Below are 18,359 nucleotides of genomic sequence, written 5' to 3'. Positions count from 1 at the left end.
CAGGCGACGCTGTTTCCGATTTTCTCCTTGCGTTCCGCCGTGACGGCCGTGTCCCTCTTTTTCTTTGCGAGCGGAGACGGCGTTTCAGCTGAGGTCGAGATAGCCTTCGCGGATGGCGTAGCGCGTCAGCTCGGCCATGCTGTTGCAGCCAAGCTTGTCGAGGATGTGGCGGCGGTGAGTGTCCACCGTGTTTTTGCTGATGCTGAGCTGTTCGGCGATCTGTTTGGCATTGCAGCCGTTGACGAGCAGCTTCAGCACGTCCAGCTCTCGGTCCGACAGCGGGCAGTTCGAGGACTGGGCCTCGCTCTCGGTCAGGCGCAGATAATCTCCGATGAGCGTCGAAAGGATCGTCGGCGTCAGGTAATACTGCCCGTTCGCGACGGTTTGGATGGCCAGGCACAGCTCCTGCGACGAACACTCTTTCAGTACGTAGCCGCGGGCCCCGGCCTTCAGGCTCTCGACGATCAGATTCTTGTCGCCGTGCATGGACAGCACCAGCACCTTCGTGCCGGACGAGCCGGCGGCAATCTTCTGCGTCGCCTGGATGCCGTTCAGCCGCGGCATCGTCATGTCCATGAGCACCACGTCGGGCTGCAGGCGCTCCGCCGCCGCGACGACCTCCGCGCCGTCGCGGGCCAACCCCGCCAGCTCGATGTCATCCGCTTTGCCGAGCAGTTCCTGCAGGCCTTCAAGAAACATTTCGTGATCGTCGGCCAGAAGTACGCGAATACTCATTTGAACTCCCCTTCCTTCAACTTCAACGGACAGGCCATGGCAACGGTCGCGCCTTTCCCGGGAATGGAAATGATTTTCAGAGTCCCACCGATGGGTTCAAGGCGTTCCCTGATGCTGAAAAGTCCGAAACTCTTTGTTTCTTTGCGCGCCTCGTTATGATCGAGGTCGAAGTTCTCGGGAAATCCTCGGCCGTTGTCTTCCACCGCGACCATGATCTTTCCCGGGCCGCGGTTGACGATGATGGTAACGCGCGTCGCTCCGGAGTGTTTGATCACGTTGATCAGCAGCTCGCGGGCCATGCGGTAAAGGATCACGCAAACGGCGTCGTCCGCCCAGAAATCGGCCATCGTTCCCTTCGCGCGCAGCTCCCACTTGATGCCGTGCGGCGTCAGCAGATTGTCGGCCAACGACTCCAGGGCTGGATTGATGCCCACTTCCTTGAGAATGGGGGGGCTGAGCTCGAAGATCAGCGAACGGCTTTCGCTGATCAACTTCTCCGTGTTGGCTTCCAGGGCCGCCATCTCCGCTTCCAGCGCCGGCCGCACTTTTTCGCGCAGCGCACGGATCTTGTGAAGCTGCGCCACCAGATCGTAGCCGATACGGTCGTGCAGATCCGCGGCGATGGCACGGCGCGTGCTTTCCTCCGTGAGCGTCAGCTGCGTGGCCAGGTTGCGCAGTTCGTTTTTTTTGCGGTCCAGCGCCTCGTCGGCATCCTTCAATTTCGTCTTGTCGAGAAAAATCACGGCGGCCATGCCCGGCGGCAACGGAAAAGCGATCGCCTCGAGAAAGCTGCCGGCCTCCTTGCTGTTGCCCTCGCAGTGCACCGAATGGCCCAGACGCAGACAATCGACGATGATCTGCGACCAGCGCGGTTCGGAAATCGGCCACACGTCAAGAAAGCTGCGGCCGATCACGTCGCGGCGGCGAACCTTCATGACGCGCTCGTAGGACGGATTGACGTCGACGAAAAACACCCTGTCGGCCGTGATGCTGCGGCGCGATCCTTCCTCCACGCGGTACAGCGCGATCGGGTCGAACGTCCGCGCGAACAGCATCCGATACACGATCATGGCCTCCGCGGACGTGCCGGACTGAATTTTCTCATTATGTTCGCTATAATTTATTTTAACTCATCTGCCTTATCCATGGGATCGTGAAAACCATTATCTTCATTTCGCCGCGATACGTGAAGCGGCGGCGCGCCGTCAGCGTTCAAGCCTTTTGAAGCGCCCGCGGTAGAAGATCAGCAGCGCCAGCGTCACGAAGCAGGCGCACACGTCCGCCACGGGATAGCTCAAGAACACGCCGGCGACGCCGAAAAAGCGCGGCAGGACCAGCAGCGAGGGGATGAAGAAGATCACCTGCCGGCTCAGCGACAGAAACAGCGCCGGCCCGGCGAACCCCAGCGCCTGAAACGTCACCGTGCCGACGATCTGAAAGCCGATAATCGCGAACGTAGACTGAAGGATGCGCACGCCCCAGACGGTGAGGCGGATCACCTCGGCGTCGTCGGTGAACGCGCGCACGAAAACGTGCGGGAAACCGAGCAGGATGATTTCGCCCGTCACGGTGATGACCGTGGCCGAAAGCAGCGCGATCTCGATGGCCTTGCGGGCGCGCCCGTACAGCCCCGCGCCGTAGCAATAGCCCACGATCGGCTGCATGCCCTGGCCGATGCCGAAGATCGGCATCACGGCGATCGACGAGACCTTCATCATGATCGCGTAAGCGGCGATGTACAGCGCCGAACCGTAGCGCGAGATCTGATTCATCAGGATCGTGTTGGCCACCGTCAGCGCGCCCTGGCGCGCGAACTCGGAAACGCCGACGCCGAGGATCTCGGCGTCGATGACCCAGCGCAGCGGCATGCGGCTGACGCGCAGGGCGATCAGGCTGCGGCGCCCCGTCAGATAGTAGCGCAAATTCCACAGCAGCGTCACCAGCTGGCCGATCACCGTCGCCCAGGCCGCTCCCGCCATGCCCATTTTGAAGCCGAAAATGAACAGCGGGTCGAGAAAAACGTTCAACACCGCCGGCAGCACCATCGAGTACATGGCGTAACGCGTGTTGCCCTCGGAACGGATCGTGTTGTTGAAGAGCATGCCCACGATCACCAGCGGATTGCCGAGGAAAACGATGCCGAGATAGTGCCGCGCGTGACCCGCCACCCGCGCGTCGGCGCCCATCATGGCGATCAGCGGATCGAGGCACGCGATTCCGGCAGCCAGCGTCGCGAAGCCCAGCGCGACCGACATCACGAAGCCGTTGCCCAGCGCCCGCTCGGCGTCGTCGTCAAGCCCCGCGCCCAGTTTGCGCGACGACAACGAAGCCGTGCCCATCGCTACCCACATGGACAGGGCCCCGACGAACAGCTGCAGCGGAAACGCCACCGACGTGGCGGCGATGCCCAGCGGGCCGACGCCCCAGCCGATGAAAATCGTGTCGACCACGTTGTAAGAGGCCATGACGAACATGCCGATCATGGCCGGCAAAGACATTTTCACGAGCAAAGGCAGCAGCGGTGCCTGCGCCAGCATTTCGCGACGATTTTCCATTGATTTCCTGCACCTTTCGCAAATGTGTTGTTTCATGATAACACGATTGTTTTATAAACACTACACGATGCAAGCGGGAAGTCCCTTGTTCATTTTCCGCTCGGAAACGTCTCTTTCCTAAGCCTGTGCTATAATGAGTCCGGCATAAGAATGCCGGCACAAAATCGCGAAGCGTACCATCATTGCCGTTGCGAAAACGACAGAATAGAGGAGGTTAAATCCCGATGAAAAAGTTTTTCATAGGCATTGCGGTCCTGCTCGCGGCGGCCATCGTCGCCGTCTGCACGTTGGACGTCGGCACAGGCTGGATCGCTCAGAAAGGCGCCGAATACGTGGCCAACACCTATAATCTCGGCGTGTCCATCGGCGGCGCCCAAGGCAATCCCGTCAAAGGCTACACCTTCAACGACATCGAACTGACGCGCGACGGCACGTCGCTGATCAAGGCCGGCAAAATTTTCGTCGATCCGGCGCTGCTCAAGCTGATCACCGGCAACGTGGCGCTCGACTGGGTAGAACTGGGCGACATCAAGAGCACCATTCCCCACCTGCTCCAGCTGGCCGAAATCTTCACGGGCCGGAAAGTCACGCTGCCCAGCGCCGTTCCGCTCAACGACCTCCAGCTCCATTCAGTCGGCGGCACTCTGGACGGCGACGAGGCCGAGGCGGCCTTCGACATCGCCCTCAACGGCCTGCCCATGAAGGGCAGCTTCAAGCTCAGCCTCGCTTCCGGACTGACAATCGACAAAGGCAGCGTCCAAACCGCCGACGGCACGATCAGCGTCAGCGGCGGCGTAGCGCCGGCGTTGAATCTCAAGGCCGCCGTCGACAAGGTGCAGATCGGCGATCTGGCAGCCCTCGTTCCCCAGCTGGAAAGCTTCCTCGTCAAAGGCCGGGTCACCGCCGACATGACCGTCACAGGCGAGCCGGACAATCCCGCCGTAGCGGGCACCGTCAGCTTCGACGACGGTTCCGTCATGGCCTTCCCCGTCTCGGCCAGCGCCACGGTCGCGATGAAAGACATGAAAATCAATCTCGTGCCTCTGGCCGTCAATGCCATCGGCATTCCCACCAAAGGCGAGGTGTTCGCCGACCTTGGCGGCAAAACGCCTTCCATCAAAGTGAACATGAACACCGACGGCCCTGTCACCGCCGAAACTCTGCGCAAGAATCTGCCCTCGCTGCCCGCCGAACTGAGCGGACAGGTCGACGCCGTCACCGTCGCGCTCGAAGGGCCGGTGAACGCCCTCAAGGGCAACGCCCAAGTCAAGGCCGACAAGCTCACGCTCGGCGGCGCCAGCGTCACCGACACGCTTTTCAAGGCCGCGTTCAACAGCCAAGGGCTGATCACCGTTTCCGGAGGCTCCAATATCGCCGGCAATCCCGCCACCCTTAAAGGAACGGTCAACGCCGGCGGCAAGGACGTGGCGGCCGACGTGGCTTTCAGCGTCAAGGATTTCGACCTCGCCATGCTGCCCAAAATCGTGCCTTCGGCGCCGGCAAACATCAAGGGCAAAGTGAACGCCGCCTTCACCGTCAAGGGCAAGGGGAGCGCCATCGCCGCCGGCGGCAAGATCGACTCGCAGCGCGTCTCGCTGAACGACATGAACATCGACAAGGTCAACGTGCCCGTCGCCTTCCAAGGCAGCACGGTGACGTTCAAGAACGCCTCGCTGGTCTTCATGGAACTGCCCGTCACCAAAGTCAACGGCTCCATCACCATGGGCAGCGACAATCTGGCTTTCAAGGAAATGTCCGCGGCCGTCGCCAACGGAACGATCAAAATGGACTCGGTGCTCAAGTTCGGCAAAAATCTGAACGGCACCTACGACCTGAAACTGAACGGCATCGACCTCGGCAGCGTGATGAACACGTTCGGCGCCGCCTCGCTGGGCGCTTCCGGCAAACTCAGCGGCGGCCTCAAAGGCGAGCTTTCCGACACGGACATCACCGGCGACGGTTCGCTTTCCATCCCCGTTTTCTCGCTCACGGGATTGAAGTTCGAGCAAATCAAGTCTTCCGTCAAGCTTTCCAAAATGGTGGCTTCGCTGCCCGATTTCTCCTCCAAATTCGCCGGCGGAACGATCGACGGCAATGCGAGCATGGACATCAACAAGATGACCTACGCGATCGGCGCCAGCCTGAAGGGCAGCCAGCTCAAAACCATCATCGATCAGATGGCGCCCGCGCTCGGCGGCGGACTGACCGGCACACTGACCGGCGAGTACAAGGCTTCCGGCAAGCTCAGCCCCTTCACGCTCGACGGCGAAGGTTCCGTCTCCTCGGCGGGCGGCAGGATGTACGGGTTCAAGGAATACCAGTCTATCATCAATACCATCGCCGCGCTGCACGGCAACAAGGGCATCGCCTACGCCAACGCCAAGATCCCCTTCGCCAACGACATCGAAAAGCTGACGCTCAGGGACGGCACTGTCATCAACGCCGAAAAGGGCGACGGCATCTACCAATACATCAAGGCCAACGGGACCTTTGCCTACGCCGGCAATCTGAACATCAACGTCGACGGCTCCATCAACGCCATGCTCGTGAACACGGCAGCTTCGACCTTGAGCGGCGCGATGGCGGCCGGCGGCGCGGCGGCCCTGCTGACCGGGGGAGCCGGCGGCATCGCCGGACTGATCGGCGGCGGTATCGCCGGCGCCAGCAAGAGCTGGGGCGTCAACGACTTCCGCAACCTGACCTTCCACATCGGCGGTACCGTCGACGATCCCAAGATCGGCAGTTTCAAAGTCAACGGCAAGACCTGGGACGCCAAGGAAGCCCAGCAGGAAAACGCCAAAGTCACCGACGTCAAGGACCAGGCCAAGAACGCCGTTGAAAAGGCCAAAGAAGACGCCGTGAACAAGCTCACCGAAAAACTCACCGGCAAGAGCGGCGCCGAAAGCGGGTCCAGCAAAAACAGCGTCAGAGATCAGCTCAACGATGCGCTCAACAAAGAGCTCGAAAAAGGGTTGAACAGCCTTTTCGGTAAATAAGAGACGGACACCCGCGGAACAAAAGGCGGCAGTCACAGAACATGGGCGGCGGATTCAAATGAATCCGCCGCCCATGTTCTGTGACTGCCGCGGCGCGCTTCTTTTCGCAAAATTGTCGGCAAATGAAGTCAGAAAAAAGTACTTATCTGCGTGACAGTTCTGCAACAAACATTTTAATGTAAAAGCAGCTGTTATTATCATATCGATCACTATGTTTTGTTGTTGAATTTTGTATCCATAAAAATTATGATTCAGATGGTCCTTAAAAACTCAATCTTTAAACAGGAGGAAAATGCCGTGAAGAAAAGTACTTTGTGGTATGCGTTGGCCGCTCTGGCGCTGGCCGCTTCGACGGCCTGCGCGGCGGGGCCGCGGGACGTGACGATCGGCCTGACGGGCGACGCTTATTCGTTTTATCCCTATTCGCTGAACGAAGACCTCAACAACGCCATTATGGAACATGTCTTCGAGCCGCTCGTGACCCTGGACAGGGAGATCAAGCCGCAGCCGCTTCTGGCCGAGAGCTGGGAGACCAACGAAGACGCTTCGGTTTGGACGTTCCATCTGCGCAAAGGCGTCACGTTCCACAACGGCAGTGCCTTCAACGCCGACGACGTCCTGTTCTCGTTCGAGCGCGCCAACACGGCCGGCAAGTCGGCCTTCATTTACGCGTTCGCCACCATCGACAAGAGCGAGAAGATCGACGATTACACCGTCAAAATCACCTGCAAGGCGCCCAACGTGCTGCTGTTGGCCCACGTCAAGGACGTGGTGATCCTCGACAAGGAGACCTACGAAGCCCACGACGACGATTACAACGCCAACCATCCTATCGGCACCGGCAAGTACGCGCTGGCCGAGCACGTGCGCGGCGACCGCATCGTCTTCAAGCGCAACGAAACTTATTGGGGCGACAAGCCCGAGGCCGAGAACGTCGTCTACAAGCCGATCACCAACCCCGGCACCCGCACCGCCAACATGATGTCCGGCGCCGTCGACATGATCGTCGACGTGCCCGTGCGCGACGTCGCCATGATCGAACGCAACAAAAACATCAGCATCGTCAAGATGCCCAGCCTGCGCGTCATTTACCTCAACCCGTCCTGCGTGGAGAATCCCAGCAAGGATTCCAAGTTCCCGCTGGTCTCCCCCACGGGCAAGAACCCGATGGCCGACAAGCGCGTCCGCGCCGCCATGTACCACGCCATCAACGAGGACGAGATCGTGGCGAAGGTCATGAACGGCTTCGCCCTTCCCGCCGCGACCTACTGCCCCGAGGGCTACAACGGCTACAATCCCGAGATCGAGCGCCTCGCCTACAATCCGGCTCTGGCCGAAAAGCTGCTTGATGAAGCGGGCTATCCCCGCCAGGCCGACGGCACGCGCTTCCAGGTGACGCTCGACGCATCCAACGACCGCTACATCAACGACGGCGCCATCGCCACGGCCTGCGCCTCATACCTCGAAAAGGTCGGCATCAAGGTCGTCCCCAATCTGATGTCGCGCAACATCTTCTTCTCCTACATCGGCGCGACCAATAGGTCGGGAGACAACACCCATCTGTGCCAGACCGGCTGGGCCGATTCCGGCGGCGAGGGTGCGCTGATCGCCCTCGACATGATCTACTCGATGAAGCCCGGCGAGTACGTCAAACAGGGCTGGGGCGGCGTCAACCGCGGTTACTACAGCAATCCCGAAGTAGACAAGCTGGTCGAGGAAGCGATGGCGACCGTCGACGCCGCCAAACGCGACCAGATCGTCCGTCAGGCGTGGAAGCTGGCCGCCGACGACGTGGCTTACATCCCGCTGCACTTCCAGATGGACGTGTACGCCGTCGGGCCGCGCATCAATTATGCGCCGCGCTACAACAAATACGTGTACGCGTGGGACGTCACGTTCAAGAAATAATTTTCCGGTTCCCGAAAAACAACCATAACGCAGACGGTTCTTTTCACGCGAAAAGAACCGTCTGTCTTTGATGAAAGTCTTTTTCCGTCTTTTTCGATCCGGAATGGGCTTCTTCCGCGGAGGTGACCTTTAAGGTGCTTCAGTTTCTCGTCAAAAGGCTGACTCAGCTCGTGCTGGTCGTGCTCGTGGTCTCGCTGATCGTGTTCGTGCTCACGAGCGTGCTGGGCAATCCCGTCTATCTGATGGTGAGAGAAAACGCGACGCCTGAGGAAATCGCGGCCGTTTCGGCTTATCTCGGGCTGGACAAACCGCTGTACGTGCAGTACTGGATCTTCGTCAAAAACGTGCTGGACGGCAATTTCGGCCAGTCGTACATGTATCACCTGCCGGCGCTGGCGCTGATCACCGAGCGGCTTCCCGCCACGCTGGACATCGTCGCCGTCGCCATGGCGCTCTCGATTTTTCTCGGCATCCCGCTGGGCGTATGGTCCGGCGCATACCCGAAGAGCCGTTTCAGCAAAAGCGTCATGGCCATGTCCATCGCCGGGATCTCCATGCCGTCGTTCTGGATCGGCATGGTGATGATCTATTTCTTCGGTTTGTATCTCGGTGTCCTGCCCGTCTCGGGGCGCGGCGAAACGGGCGTGATCTTCGGCATCACGACCAGCCTCGCCACCGCCGACGGCTGGGCGCACATTATCCTGCCCGCCGTCACGCTGGCGCTGGGCAACGTGGCGACGATCATCCGCCTCACCCGCGCGGGGATGCAGGAGAACATGCGCCAGGATTACGTCAAGTTCGCGCGCGCCAAGGGCGTGCCCAACCGCAAGGTGCTGTTCGGCCACGCGCTCAAGAACACGCTGATCCCGGTGGTGACGGTTTTCGGCTTGCAGCTGGGCAACCTGATCGCGTTCACTACGATCACCGAAACGATCTATGCCTGGCCGGGCATCGGCAAGCTGCTCATCGACGCGGTCACCAGCGCCGACCGGCCGATCATCGCCGCTTACATTCTGTTCGTGGCGGTGATGTTCGTGTTCATCAATTTCGTCGTGGATTTGCTCTACGTCTTCATCGATCCGCGCATCGACTTGCAGTAGGAGGAGGACGAAAAATGTCTGACGCACAAGAAAAAAGCCGCTGGCGCGCTTTTCTGGACTCGGAACTTTTTTACAATTTCCGTCACTCCCCTACGGCGATCGCCGGAGCGGCGATCGTCCTGCTCGTGGTCCTGATCGCGCTCGTGGGGCCGCAGTTCACGGTGCAGAATCCCTACAACATGGCCGAGCTGAATCTGGGCGACGCCTACAAGCCGCCGTTCTGGATGGAGGGCGGCGACCCCAGGTTCCTGCTGGGGACCGACCAGCAGGGACGCGACATGGTCAGCGCCATGGTCTACGGCAGCCGCGTCTCGCTGGTCATCGGCCTGCTGGGCACGCTCATGGCCAGCGGCATCGGCATCGTGCTGGGGCTGGCCTCGGGCTATTTCGGCGGCAAGGTGGACGCGCTCATCATGCGCTTTGCCGACGTGCAGCTGTCGTTCCCGTCGATGCTGATCGCGCTGTTTCTGATGTCCATGCTGGGGCGCAGCATCGCCAACATTCTGCTGTCGCTGATGCTGGTCGGCTGGGTGCGCTACGCGCGCACGGTGCGGGGCGAAACGCTGCGCGTCAAAAAATGCGAATACATCGAGGCTACGCACGTGATCGGCCTGCCGGACTGGCGCATTCTTTACAAGCACGTGCTCCCCAACGTCTTCGCTTCCATCGTCGTGCTCTCCACGATCCAGGTGGGCGGCTTCATCCTCACCGAAGCGACGCTGAGCTTTCTCGGGCTGGGCGTGCCGATCTCGCGCCCGTCGCTGGGCATGCTCTGCAACGACGGCTTCACGGTGCTCTACAGCGGCTTGTGGTGGGTCTCGATCCTGCCGGGGCTGTACATCATGATCATCGTCTTCGGCATCAACCTTCTCGGCGATTTCCTGCGCGACGAGATGAATCCCAAGCTGAAATGAGGCGCCGCCCATGGACGACAAACTTCTTTTGCAGGTGAAGCACCTGCGCACGTGGTTCAAGACGTTCAAGGGCACGGTCAAGGCCGTGGACGACGTGTCGTTCGACATCAGGCAGGGCGAGGTGCTGGCCGTGGTCGGAGAGTCCGGCGGCGGCAAGTCGGTGACGGGCTTCTCGCTGATCCGGCTGATCGAAGAGCCGGGCTCCATCGAATCGGGCGAGATCCTGTTCGGCGGGCGCGACGTCATGAAACTTTCCGAACACGAGATGAACAAGCTGCGCGGCAAGGACATCTCCATGATCTTCCAGGATCCGATGACCTCTCTCAATCCCGTTTACACGATCGGGCAGCAGCTCGACGAAACGCTGCGGCTGCACACGTCAATGAATATGGCCCAGCGCCGCCGGGCCAGCGTCGACCTGCTCAGGGCCGTGGGCATTTCCAATCCGGAAAGCCGGCTCAAGAACTATCCGCATCAATTCTCCGGCGGCATGAGGCAGCGCGTGGTCATCGCCATCGCGCTGGCGGCCCGTCCGCGACTGATCATCGCCGACGAGCCGACGACGGCGCTGGACGTGACGATCCAGGCGCAGATTCTCAAGCTCATGACCGACCTGATCCGCGCCGAAGGCTGTTCGCTGATGCTGATCACCCACGACCTCGCCGTGGTTTCGGAGGTCGCCGACCGCATCAACGTAATGTACTGCGGCAAGATCGTCGAGAGCGGCGCCGCGCGCGACGTGATCGACCGCAGCGCGCACCCCTACACGCACGGGCTGATCAACTCGATCCCCGACCTGAGCACGGAAAAAGAGCGCCTTGACACGATCCCCGGCATCGTCCCCAACATGTTCGACCTGCCTTCGGGATGCTACTTCAGTCCGCGCTGTTCCTGCGCTCAGGAACGCTGCCGCCGCGAAGCGCCGCAGCTGCGCGAGGTCGCGCCGGGGCACTGTGCCGCCTGCCATTTTCCGCTCTGCGGGGAGGTGAAGTAACATGGGCTGTCTGCTTTCAGTCAAAAATCTCGAACAGCGCTTCGACCTCGACCGCTCGCTTCTCAGCCAGATCCGCTTCGAACGCGGGCGCGTCGTGCGCCGCAAGCGCGTCGTCCACGCCGTCAACGGCATCAGTTTCGACCTCGAAGAGGGGCAAGTCTACAGCCTCGTGGGCGAATCGGGGTGCGGCAAATCAACGGCCGCGCGCAGCATCATCCGCCTGATCGAGCCGGCCGGCGGTTCGGTGTGCTACCGCGGGCAGGACATCGCGCACATCCCGCTGGGCGAGATGCTGCTGCTGCGCAAGAAAATGCAGATGATCTTCCAAGATCCTTACGCTTCGCTCAACCCGCGCCAGAACGTGATGGAGATCCTCACGGAGCCGATGCTGTTCCACAAGGTGGCCGCCGGCAAAAAAGAAGCGCGCGCCCGCGCGCTCGACCTGCTGTCCCGCGTCGGCATCCGTCCCGAACAGGCGAGCCGCTATCCGCATCAGTTCTCGGGCGGCCAGCGCCAGCGCATCGGCATCGCCCGCGCGCTGGCCGTGGAGCCGGAATTCATCATCGCCGACGAACCGGTGTCGGCGCTGGACGTGTCCATCCAGGCGCAGATCCTCAACCTGCTCATGGACCTCAAGGACGAGTTCCACTTCTCCTATCTGTTCATCGCTCACAACCTTTCGGTGGTCAAGCACATTTCCAATCAGGTGGCGGTCATGTACCTCGGCAGTATCGTCGAAAAGGGCAGCAAGGAGCAGATTTTCGCGTCTCCGCAGCATCCCTACACCAAGGCCCTGTTCTCTTCGATCCCCACGCTGACGGGGCGCAACATGCGCAACGCCGAAGGGTTGGAAGGCGAGATCCCCAGCGCCGTGAACCTGCCGTCGGGCTGCTGCTTCCACACGCGCTGCCGCTGCGTCATGCCCGTCTGCTCGCAGCGCGTGCCCGAAGAGCGCGAGATTGCGCCGGGGCACTGGGTGCAGTGCCATCTTTTCGACCGCTGAAAATTTTGACGCGCGCTCGAAGTTTTTCTATAATCGACGGCGGAAAGGAGAGGAAAAACTTTTCCTCTCTTTTTTTGCAGCGGCCGTTTCGATCCCATCATCTTTTTCAGGAAAGGGTGTTTTCCATGGATCTTGTCATTCTGGCTCTGGCGCTTTTGATCGCGCTGCCCGCGGCGGCGCGCGCCTGCACCACCGTCGTCGTCGGGCGCGAAGCTTCGCCGACGGGGCATGTGATCGTCGGCCACAACGAAGACGACGGCGGCCGTCTCGTCAACCGTCACGGCTACGTTCCCGCCGCCGACCACGCGCCCGGCGAGACGCTGCCCGCCGAAGAAGGGCACGCGCTCATCCCGCAGGCGGCGCGCACGCACGGCTTCTACTGGAGCGAGATGAAGGGCGCCAACGGCGGCATGTCGACGGCCGATTCCTTTTACAACGACCGGGGCGTGCTGATCGTCAGCAACAGCTGCGTCGATTCCAAGGAAGACCTCGAAGACGCCTCGCGCCTCAGCGAGGGCGGCATCGGCTTCAACCTCCGCCGCGTCATGGCCGAGCGCGCCAATTCCGCCCGCCATGCCGTGGAGATCGGCGTCGAAATGCTCGAACGCTACGGCTACGTTTCCTCCGGGCGCACCTACACCTGCGCCGACGCCGACGAAGCCTGGATGCTTCAGGTCGTCAGCGGCCGCCGTTACGCCGCGCGCCGCGTCGGCGACCGCGAGGCGGCGTTCATCCCCAACTACTACACGATCCACGAGATCGACTTCGACGACCGCGACAACTTCATCGTCTCGCCCGATCTGGTCGAGTACGCGCGGAAAAAGGGCTGGTACGATCCTTCGCAGGGCGCGTTCGACTTCGCGCGCGCCTATCAGGCCGAAAAGGACTGGATGGGCCCCGGCAACGTTTACCGCAGCGCCGCCGGTTATTCGATCCTGACGCGCAGCCCCTTCTGGCGCGAAGACCGCTACCCCTTCGCCGTCGTGCCGAAGCGCCCCGTCGCCGTGGAACAGGTCATGGAAATCCTGCGCTGCTATTACGAAGGCTCGTTCCTCGACCCCGCCTGGGCGCGCATGCAGTTCCCCGGCGGCGCGCCGCACGACACGGAGATCCGCCGCATCTGCACGGGCACGACCATGGAATCGTCCGTCACCGTCTTCGGCGAGCGGGATCGTCCCGAGACCACGACGATGTGGCTGTGCGCAGGGCGCCCCAGCGAGCTGCCCTATCTGCCCGTCCATCCTTTCTGCGGCGTGCCCGCCGCGCTGGACACGATGGGAGACGAAGCGCCGGCGCTTTTGGCCGCGCACTGCCGCCCCGACGCCGAGATCGCGACATGGCGCGACAACGGCTGGCAGAAAATGCGCGACTTCCAAAGCCTCTTCGAGCTGGTCTTCCAGCAGCATCACGACGAGCACGAACGCTGGCTGTGGAGCTACGAAAACGGCCTTGCGCGGCGCGAAAGCGAACTGCAGGCGCGCGTTGCGGCGCTCGGCGACAGAGAACGCTGCGTCGCGCTACTGCGCGAGAGCGACGCAGCCGTCGCCGCCGAAGCGCTGGCCGCCATCGGCGAGCAGCAGAAAAACTTGCGCCCCGTCTCCGTCAGCGTCTCTCCCGCCGCCGCAACGATGAACAGCGCCGAAGAGATTGAATTCGGCTTCGCGCTCACGGACGGGAGAATTCCCGCCGAGGGGTCGCTGCTGCTCACGCTGGGCGGCACCAACGCCCGCCTGATGGGCATCCGCCCCGTCGCCGGCTCGCTGCGGCCCGACGGCGGCCGCTGGACCGTCCGCGTCAAAGCCGCCGATCTGCAGAAAGCCGGCGTGCCCGGAACTTTCGACTACTGGCTCGGCGGGCGCGATCAATGGGGGCGCTCCTTCGGCGGCGGCGGCTTCTTCACGTTCACGGAGCGGACGGTATAGGGAATGTTCCACGCGGAACATTTTGCGCCGAATACAGCCAGTCACGCAATTTCTTCAACATGAAAAATCCACGGTAAAGGAAACGCCGCGGCTCGGTCAGCGCTGACCGAGCCGCGGCGTTTTTTGTCTCATACTCATTCTCTGTGGACCGATTAGAACAGATTGCCGTCCGCGTCGAATTTCAGTTCGTACGGCGCGCCGACGACCTCCATGTGCGGATGAGCGGCGACCGTCGGCAGTAAAGCTTCGGAGACTTCGATCTCGTCGAGGGCGATGGTGTTCTTGATGCGCACGAGGCGCAATTTCGACGGGTCAAGCACATTGCAGGTCTTAATGCAGCCCTGGATGGCCTGGCGGTCGCTCTTCAGCACCATGGGGATCTTCACCGTCAGCGGCACGGTGGAAGTGATGGCGTTCGGATAGCTCTGCTCCATGCTGAACTTTTTGTAGGCGCGCATGGTGGTCAGGTCGAGCATGCCCAGGCCGTTGCCGTTGCCGTGCGAGACGTCGGTGATGTCGAGCGCGGCGACGCGGGTGATTTTCGGGCCGCCGGAGGCGTAGGGCGTGTTGTAGCGTCCCACCACGTTGGTGTCGAATCCCGTGCCGGCGATGTTCTTGCCGATCTCGTCCATGATCAGCACGTCGAACTCGTCGAGCTGGATCTTGGCCAGCAGCTCCCAGGCGCGTTCGAGCAGCGCCGGTTCGCGCTCGAGCACTTCGTCCTTGCGCATCAGCTCGATCTGCGCCGTCTCGTGATAGGCGTTTTCCAGCAGGGCCACGCAGCAGAGCACGTTCTTTTTGGCCAACGTTACGGCGGCGATGGCGGGAATGTTCTCGGCCATGTGCCCGAAGCCTTCGGCGTGGCAGAAGTCCGCGCCTTTCTGCTTGCCCATGCCGATGGCGCACATCTTGCAGATGCCGCTCTCCACCACGCCGCGAAATCCCGTGTGCGGCTTGACGCGGTTGACGATGACGATGGCGTCGGCCGCGTCGGCGTACCGGTCGAGGTAGACGGGGCGGCCGTTGGCAGCCGTGCCGAGCCGTACCGTTTCCATCGTGGAGCGAACCGGCGCGCCCATGGTTTCTTCGGTGATGCCAAGGCCGGCCAGCATGTTTTTTTGCCCTTCGGCGGTGGCGCCGCCGTGGCTGCCCATGGCGGGGAAGATAAAAGGCTCGCCGCCGCGCCTTTTCACCGCTTCGACCAGCGTCCTGATGATCAACGGATAGTTGGTGATGCCGCGGCTGCCGGCGGTGATGGCAACGCTCATACCGGGCGTGACGGAGTCGAGATAACGCCCCGTTTCCAGACCGGCGATCAGCTCGCCGGCGGGATCCTGCACGCAAGGGCGAGGAAAGTTCTGGCGGACTTTCACGAACCGGGGGATCCGAATGAGATCCAACGCTTCATCGATGAACGACATGAACATGCACTTCCTCTTCTTTTATTATAAAAAAATAACGCTCTTTCAAAGTGATTCCGCGCGGGCGCGCGCAGCCTCGAAAGTGGGACTGGCGATTCATTCCTATCACAAGCCCCGCTCTTTGTCCAAGTCATGAAAACGCATAAGGTTATGAGCCGGCGGCTATGCGGCGAAAAACAGCCGCCGCCAAGGAAGCGGGGAGCCGCTTTCCCGTTGGCTACGGCTGAATCATTGTCTGGATGATCTGTTTTAACTCAGTCCCCTTTTGCATCGTGTAAAGGGGCACGTCCTTTGGAGCGCACAACGCAGTGAAATAACCGTCGGCATTGCCGTCGGCGCGCACGATCACGTAGTCGGCGTCGCCGGCGAACGGCAAAAACGGCTCGGAATTTTTATAGCGCCGGGCCATGCCTCCAAGGTGCATGGCGACCACACTGACGTTGTGTTTCTTCGCCTCTTCCACGATGCGGCGGCACCGTTCGCACTCGTCGAGTATGCTCATTCCGGCAACGACGTGGCCGATCCGTCCGTCGCGAGTGACAACGGCGCCCGTCGCATCGGAGCCAAGCGAACAGCAGCACACGCTGTTGCTGCATCCCAGAACGGCAAAAAGCGTACGGCATGAATTCCAGTCCACGTCTTCGGGTTTGATGTCAAGGCCGTATTCATATTCGATCTTGAGGCGATGAGCAAATATCTTTGCCAAATTGGCGTCGATGCACTGCCCAAAGCCCGTGATCAGCACCGGTGCCCCGAGTTTCGGGATCGGAGGGTTCTCGGCCGCCGCAACGCCCGACTGCAGGAGGGCCGCGCAAAGAAGCGGGCCCCAGCGGAAAAGTTTTCTCATTGGCAAAACGCCTCCTCGCTTTATGGGAGCTGAGCTTGCGCATCGCTCCGGGGGAACGGCAGCGCCAACTCCCCGTGTATTATCGCCGATCGCATAAGTCGCCCCATTTCCCAGCGCTTATAGCACAGGAGCACGCACGGTTCTCTCGGACCGGCGAGAGCTCATAACGGGCTCCCGTTCGCATCACGGACGCAACATGGCGGGGATGAGCCGCTTCAGGTCGGCCGTCTTCTCGATCGTGAAGAGCGGCACGTTTTTTTCGGCGCAGAGCGTGGTAAAATAGCCGTCGAGATTGCCGTCCGAACGGACGATCATGAAGTCGGCGGCGCCGGCGAAGGGCAGAAACGGTTCGGAGTTCTTGAGACGGCGCGGTTCGCCGCCCACGTGCATGGCGATGACTTTCACGTTGTGTTTCTTCGCCTCGGCCAGAATCTCGGAACAGCGGGCCGCTTCGTCAAGGATGCTCAGCCCCGACACCGTCGGGCTGGGTTTGCCGTCGCGCGTGATGACGATGGCCGTCGAATCGGCGTCGAACGAGCAGCAGTACACGCTGCTGCTGCACCCCAATACGGCGAAGATGGTCTTGTAGCGGTTCCAGTCCACCTCCCCGGCGGGAATGTCGAGCTTGTAGTCATAGTCGATCCGCAGCCGCCGGCACAGGATGTTGACCGAATTGGTGTCCTGACTTTGCCCGAAGCCAGTGATCAGCACGGGCGTTTCGACGCGGGGCAGCGGCGGGTTGGCGGCCGCGGCGTTTTCCGTCCGGAGGAAGAGCGCACAGAAAAGGACGGCCACACAAAAATTTCTCCTCATCATGAAATATCTCCTCAGCGTTACGGCGACCGAACTTATGCATTCTTTTCATTTGACAACGGCGATGCCGCGTGCTAGCTTTTGAAATATATTTCTGCCAATGGCGTCAAAAGTCCGCCCTTTTGCGATTATAGCACAGAGGCGCGGACAATTTTAAATTTTCTGCAACGGAGGATTTCAGAATGAGAAGATTTTTCCTGTTGCTGACCGCGCTGACGCTGGCCCTTCACGCCCCCGCCGCTTCGGCGGCGGACGGGAAGCTGACCGTGGTCGCCACTGTTTTTCCGGCCTATGACTGGACGCGCGTCATTCTCGGCGAACGAGCCGGCCAGGTTCGCCTGAAACTGCTTTTCGACAATGGCGTGGACCTGCACAGTTATCAGCCGACCGTCAACGACATGATCCTGGTTTCGTCGTGCGACCTCTTCGTCGGCGTGGGCGGCGCGTCCGACAACGGCCTGTCCGGCGCGCTCTCCGGCGCGGTCAACCAGAGGACGGCCGTGATCGATCTGCTCGCCTCGCTTGGCGAACGTGCCCGGGAGGAAGTCCCCGCCGCCGGCGAAACGCCAGAGCATCACCATCATGATCACGAGCACGAAGAGCCGGAGCTGGACGAACACGTGTGGCTGTCGCTGCGCCATGCCCAGCGCTTCTGCCGTCTCATCGCCGAAAAGCTGGCGGCGCTCGATCCCGAAGGCGCGCCGCTCTACCGCGCCAACGCCGCGGCCTACGCCGCCCAACTGCAGGCGCTCGACGGCGAATACGCGGCCATGATCGCCTCGGCCAAGCGCCGCACCGTCGTCTTCGCCGACCGCTTTCCCTTCATCTACATGACCGAAGACTACGGACTGGAGCACTACGCCGCTTTCAGAGGCTGTTCGGCCGAGAGCGAAGCCAGTTTCAAAACCCTGGCCGTTTTGGCCGGCAAGGTCAAGGAACTTGATTTGCCCGCCGTGCTGGTGCTGGAAAACTCGGACCGCAAGATCGCCGCAACGGTGCTGCGCACGGCCGGCGGCCGGGAGCGGAAGATCGTCGTCATGAACTCCATGCAGTCCTGCACCGCCCGGGATCTGGAACGCGGCACGACTTACCTTTCGCTCATGCGGGACAACCTTGCCGCGCTGCGCGAAGCGCTCAACTGAAACGGGAAG

Annotated in this window: 14 protein-coding genes; 8 read left to right on the top strand and 6 right to left on the bottom strand. The window is 61.4% G+C overall.

Going from position 1 to position 18,359, the window contains the following annotated elements; genetic code table 11:
• Nucleotides 1-84: 84 nt before the first annotated feature.
• The 3 genes from FYJ74_RS03460 to FYJ74_RS03450 all read right to left on the bottom strand — a co-directional run bounded on the left by FYJ74_RS03460 (nt 85) and on the right by FYJ74_RS03450 (nt 3,290).
• Nucleotides 85-735 (bottom strand): response regulator, encoded by a 651-nt coding sequence (locus tag FYJ74_RS03460; protein ID WP_154528214.1) that lies wholly within the window; start codon nt 733-735, stop codon nt 85-87.
• The gene (locus FYJ74_RS03455; RefSeq protein WP_407692117.1) at nt 732-1,790 is read right to left on the bottom strand and encodes a sensor histidine kinase; all 1,059 of its coding nucleotides are present in this window, start codon (nt 1,788-1,790) and stop codon (nt 732-734) included. Before FYJ74_RS03455 ends, FYJ74_RS03460 begins: the two co-directional genes overlap by 4 nt.
• Nucleotides 1,791-1,940: 150 nt before the next feature.
• On the bottom strand, nt 1,941-3,290 hold the full coding sequence (locus tag FYJ74_RS03450) for an MATE family efflux transporter (RefSeq protein WP_195838782.1): 1,350 nt from the start codon (nt 3,288-3,290) through the stop codon (nt 1,941-1,943).
• Nucleotides 3,291-3,514: 224 nt separating this feature from the next.
• Here FYJ74_RS03450 and FYJ74_RS03445 point away from each other — a divergent pair, with 224 nt between their 5' ends.
• The 7 genes from FYJ74_RS03445 (at nt 3,515) to FYJ74_RS03415 (ending at nt 14,127) form a co-directional block, all read left to right on the top strand.
• The gene (locus FYJ74_RS03445) at nt 3,515-6,286 is read left to right on the top strand and encodes a translocation/assembly module TamB domain-containing protein (protein WP_154528211.1); all 2,772 of its coding nucleotides are present in this window, start codon (nt 3,515-3,517) and stop codon (nt 6,284-6,286) included.
• Nucleotides 6,287-6,583: 297 nt separating this feature from the next.
• Nucleotides 6,584-8,194, top strand: a complete 1,611-nt coding sequence (locus FYJ74_RS03440; protein ID WP_326830858.1) for an ABC transporter substrate-binding protein — start codon at nt 6,584-6,586, stop codon at nt 8,192-8,194.
• A 134-nt stretch (nt 8,195-8,328) separates the two neighbouring features.
• Entirely contained in the window at nt 8,329-9,294 is a 966-nt protein-coding gene (locus tag FYJ74_RS03435) for an ABC transporter permease (protein ID WP_320633453.1), read from the top strand.
• Nucleotides 9,295-9,308: 14 nt separating this feature from the next.
• Complete coding sequence (locus FYJ74_RS03430) at nt 9,309-10,208, top strand: ABC transporter permease (RefSeq protein WP_154528209.1); 900 nt, start codon at nt 9,309-9,311, stop codon at nt 10,206-10,208.
• Between the two features lie 10 nt (nt 10,209-10,218).
• Nucleotides 10,219-11,202: an ABC transporter ATP-binding protein gene (locus FYJ74_RS03425; protein WP_154528208.1), complete on the top strand. Its 984-nt coding sequence runs from the start codon at nt 10,219-10,221 to the stop codon at nt 11,200-11,202.
• A gap of 1 nt (nt 11,203) precedes the next feature.
• Nucleotides 11,204-12,205 carry an ABC transporter ATP-binding protein gene (locus FYJ74_RS03420; protein WP_154528207.1) on the top strand — a complete coding sequence of 334 codons (1,002 nt, stop codon included), beginning with the start codon at nt 11,204-11,206 and terminating at the stop codon, nt 12,203-12,205.
• A 125-nt stretch (nt 12,206-12,330) separates the two neighbouring features.
• Nucleotides 12,331-14,127, top strand: coding sequence for a C69 family dipeptidase (locus tag FYJ74_RS03415; protein ID WP_154528206.1), 1,797 nt, complete (start codon nt 12,331-12,333; stop codon nt 14,125-14,127).
• Nucleotides 14,128-14,279: 152 nt separating this feature from the next.
• Here the strand turns inward: FYJ74_RS03415 and FYJ74_RS03410 are convergent, their stop codons facing one another.
• The 3 genes from FYJ74_RS03410 to FYJ74_RS03400 form a co-directional block, all read right to left on the bottom strand.
• Complete coding sequence (locus FYJ74_RS03410) at nt 14,280-15,548, bottom strand: nickel pincer cofactor-dependent isomerase, group 22 (RefSeq protein WP_154528205.1); 1,269 nt, start codon at nt 15,546-15,548, stop codon at nt 14,280-14,282.
• A gap of 217 nt (nt 15,549-15,765) precedes the next feature.
• Nucleotides 15,766-16,395: a DUF6305 family protein gene (locus FYJ74_RS03405; protein WP_154528204.1), complete on the bottom strand. Its 630-nt coding sequence runs from the start codon at nt 16,393-16,395 to the stop codon at nt 15,766-15,768.
• A 183-nt stretch (nt 16,396-16,578) separates the two neighbouring features.
• Nucleotides 16,579-17,190 carry a DUF6305 family protein gene (locus tag FYJ74_RS03400; protein WP_154528203.1) on the bottom strand — a complete coding sequence of 204 codons (612 nt, stop codon included), beginning with the start codon at nt 17,188-17,190 and terminating at the stop codon, nt 16,579-16,581.
• 200 nt (nt 17,191-17,390) lie between these two features.
• Here FYJ74_RS03400 and FYJ74_RS03395 point away from each other — a divergent pair, with 200 nt between their 5' ends.
• Nucleotides 17,391-18,350 (top strand): metal ABC transporter substrate-binding protein, encoded by a 960-nt coding sequence (locus tag FYJ74_RS03395; RefSeq protein WP_154528202.1) that lies wholly within the window; start codon nt 17,391-17,393, stop codon nt 18,348-18,350.
• The last annotated feature ends 9 nt before the right edge of the window (nt 18,351-18,359 follow it).

The organism is Pyramidobacter porci, from assembly GCF_009695745.1.
Taxonomy (GTDB): Bacteria; Synergistota; Synergistia; order Synergistales; family Dethiosulfovibrionaceae; genus Pyramidobacter; species Pyramidobacter porci.
Note: the sequence above shows the minus strand (reverse complement) of the source record. Positions and strands in the feature narration are given on the sequence as shown.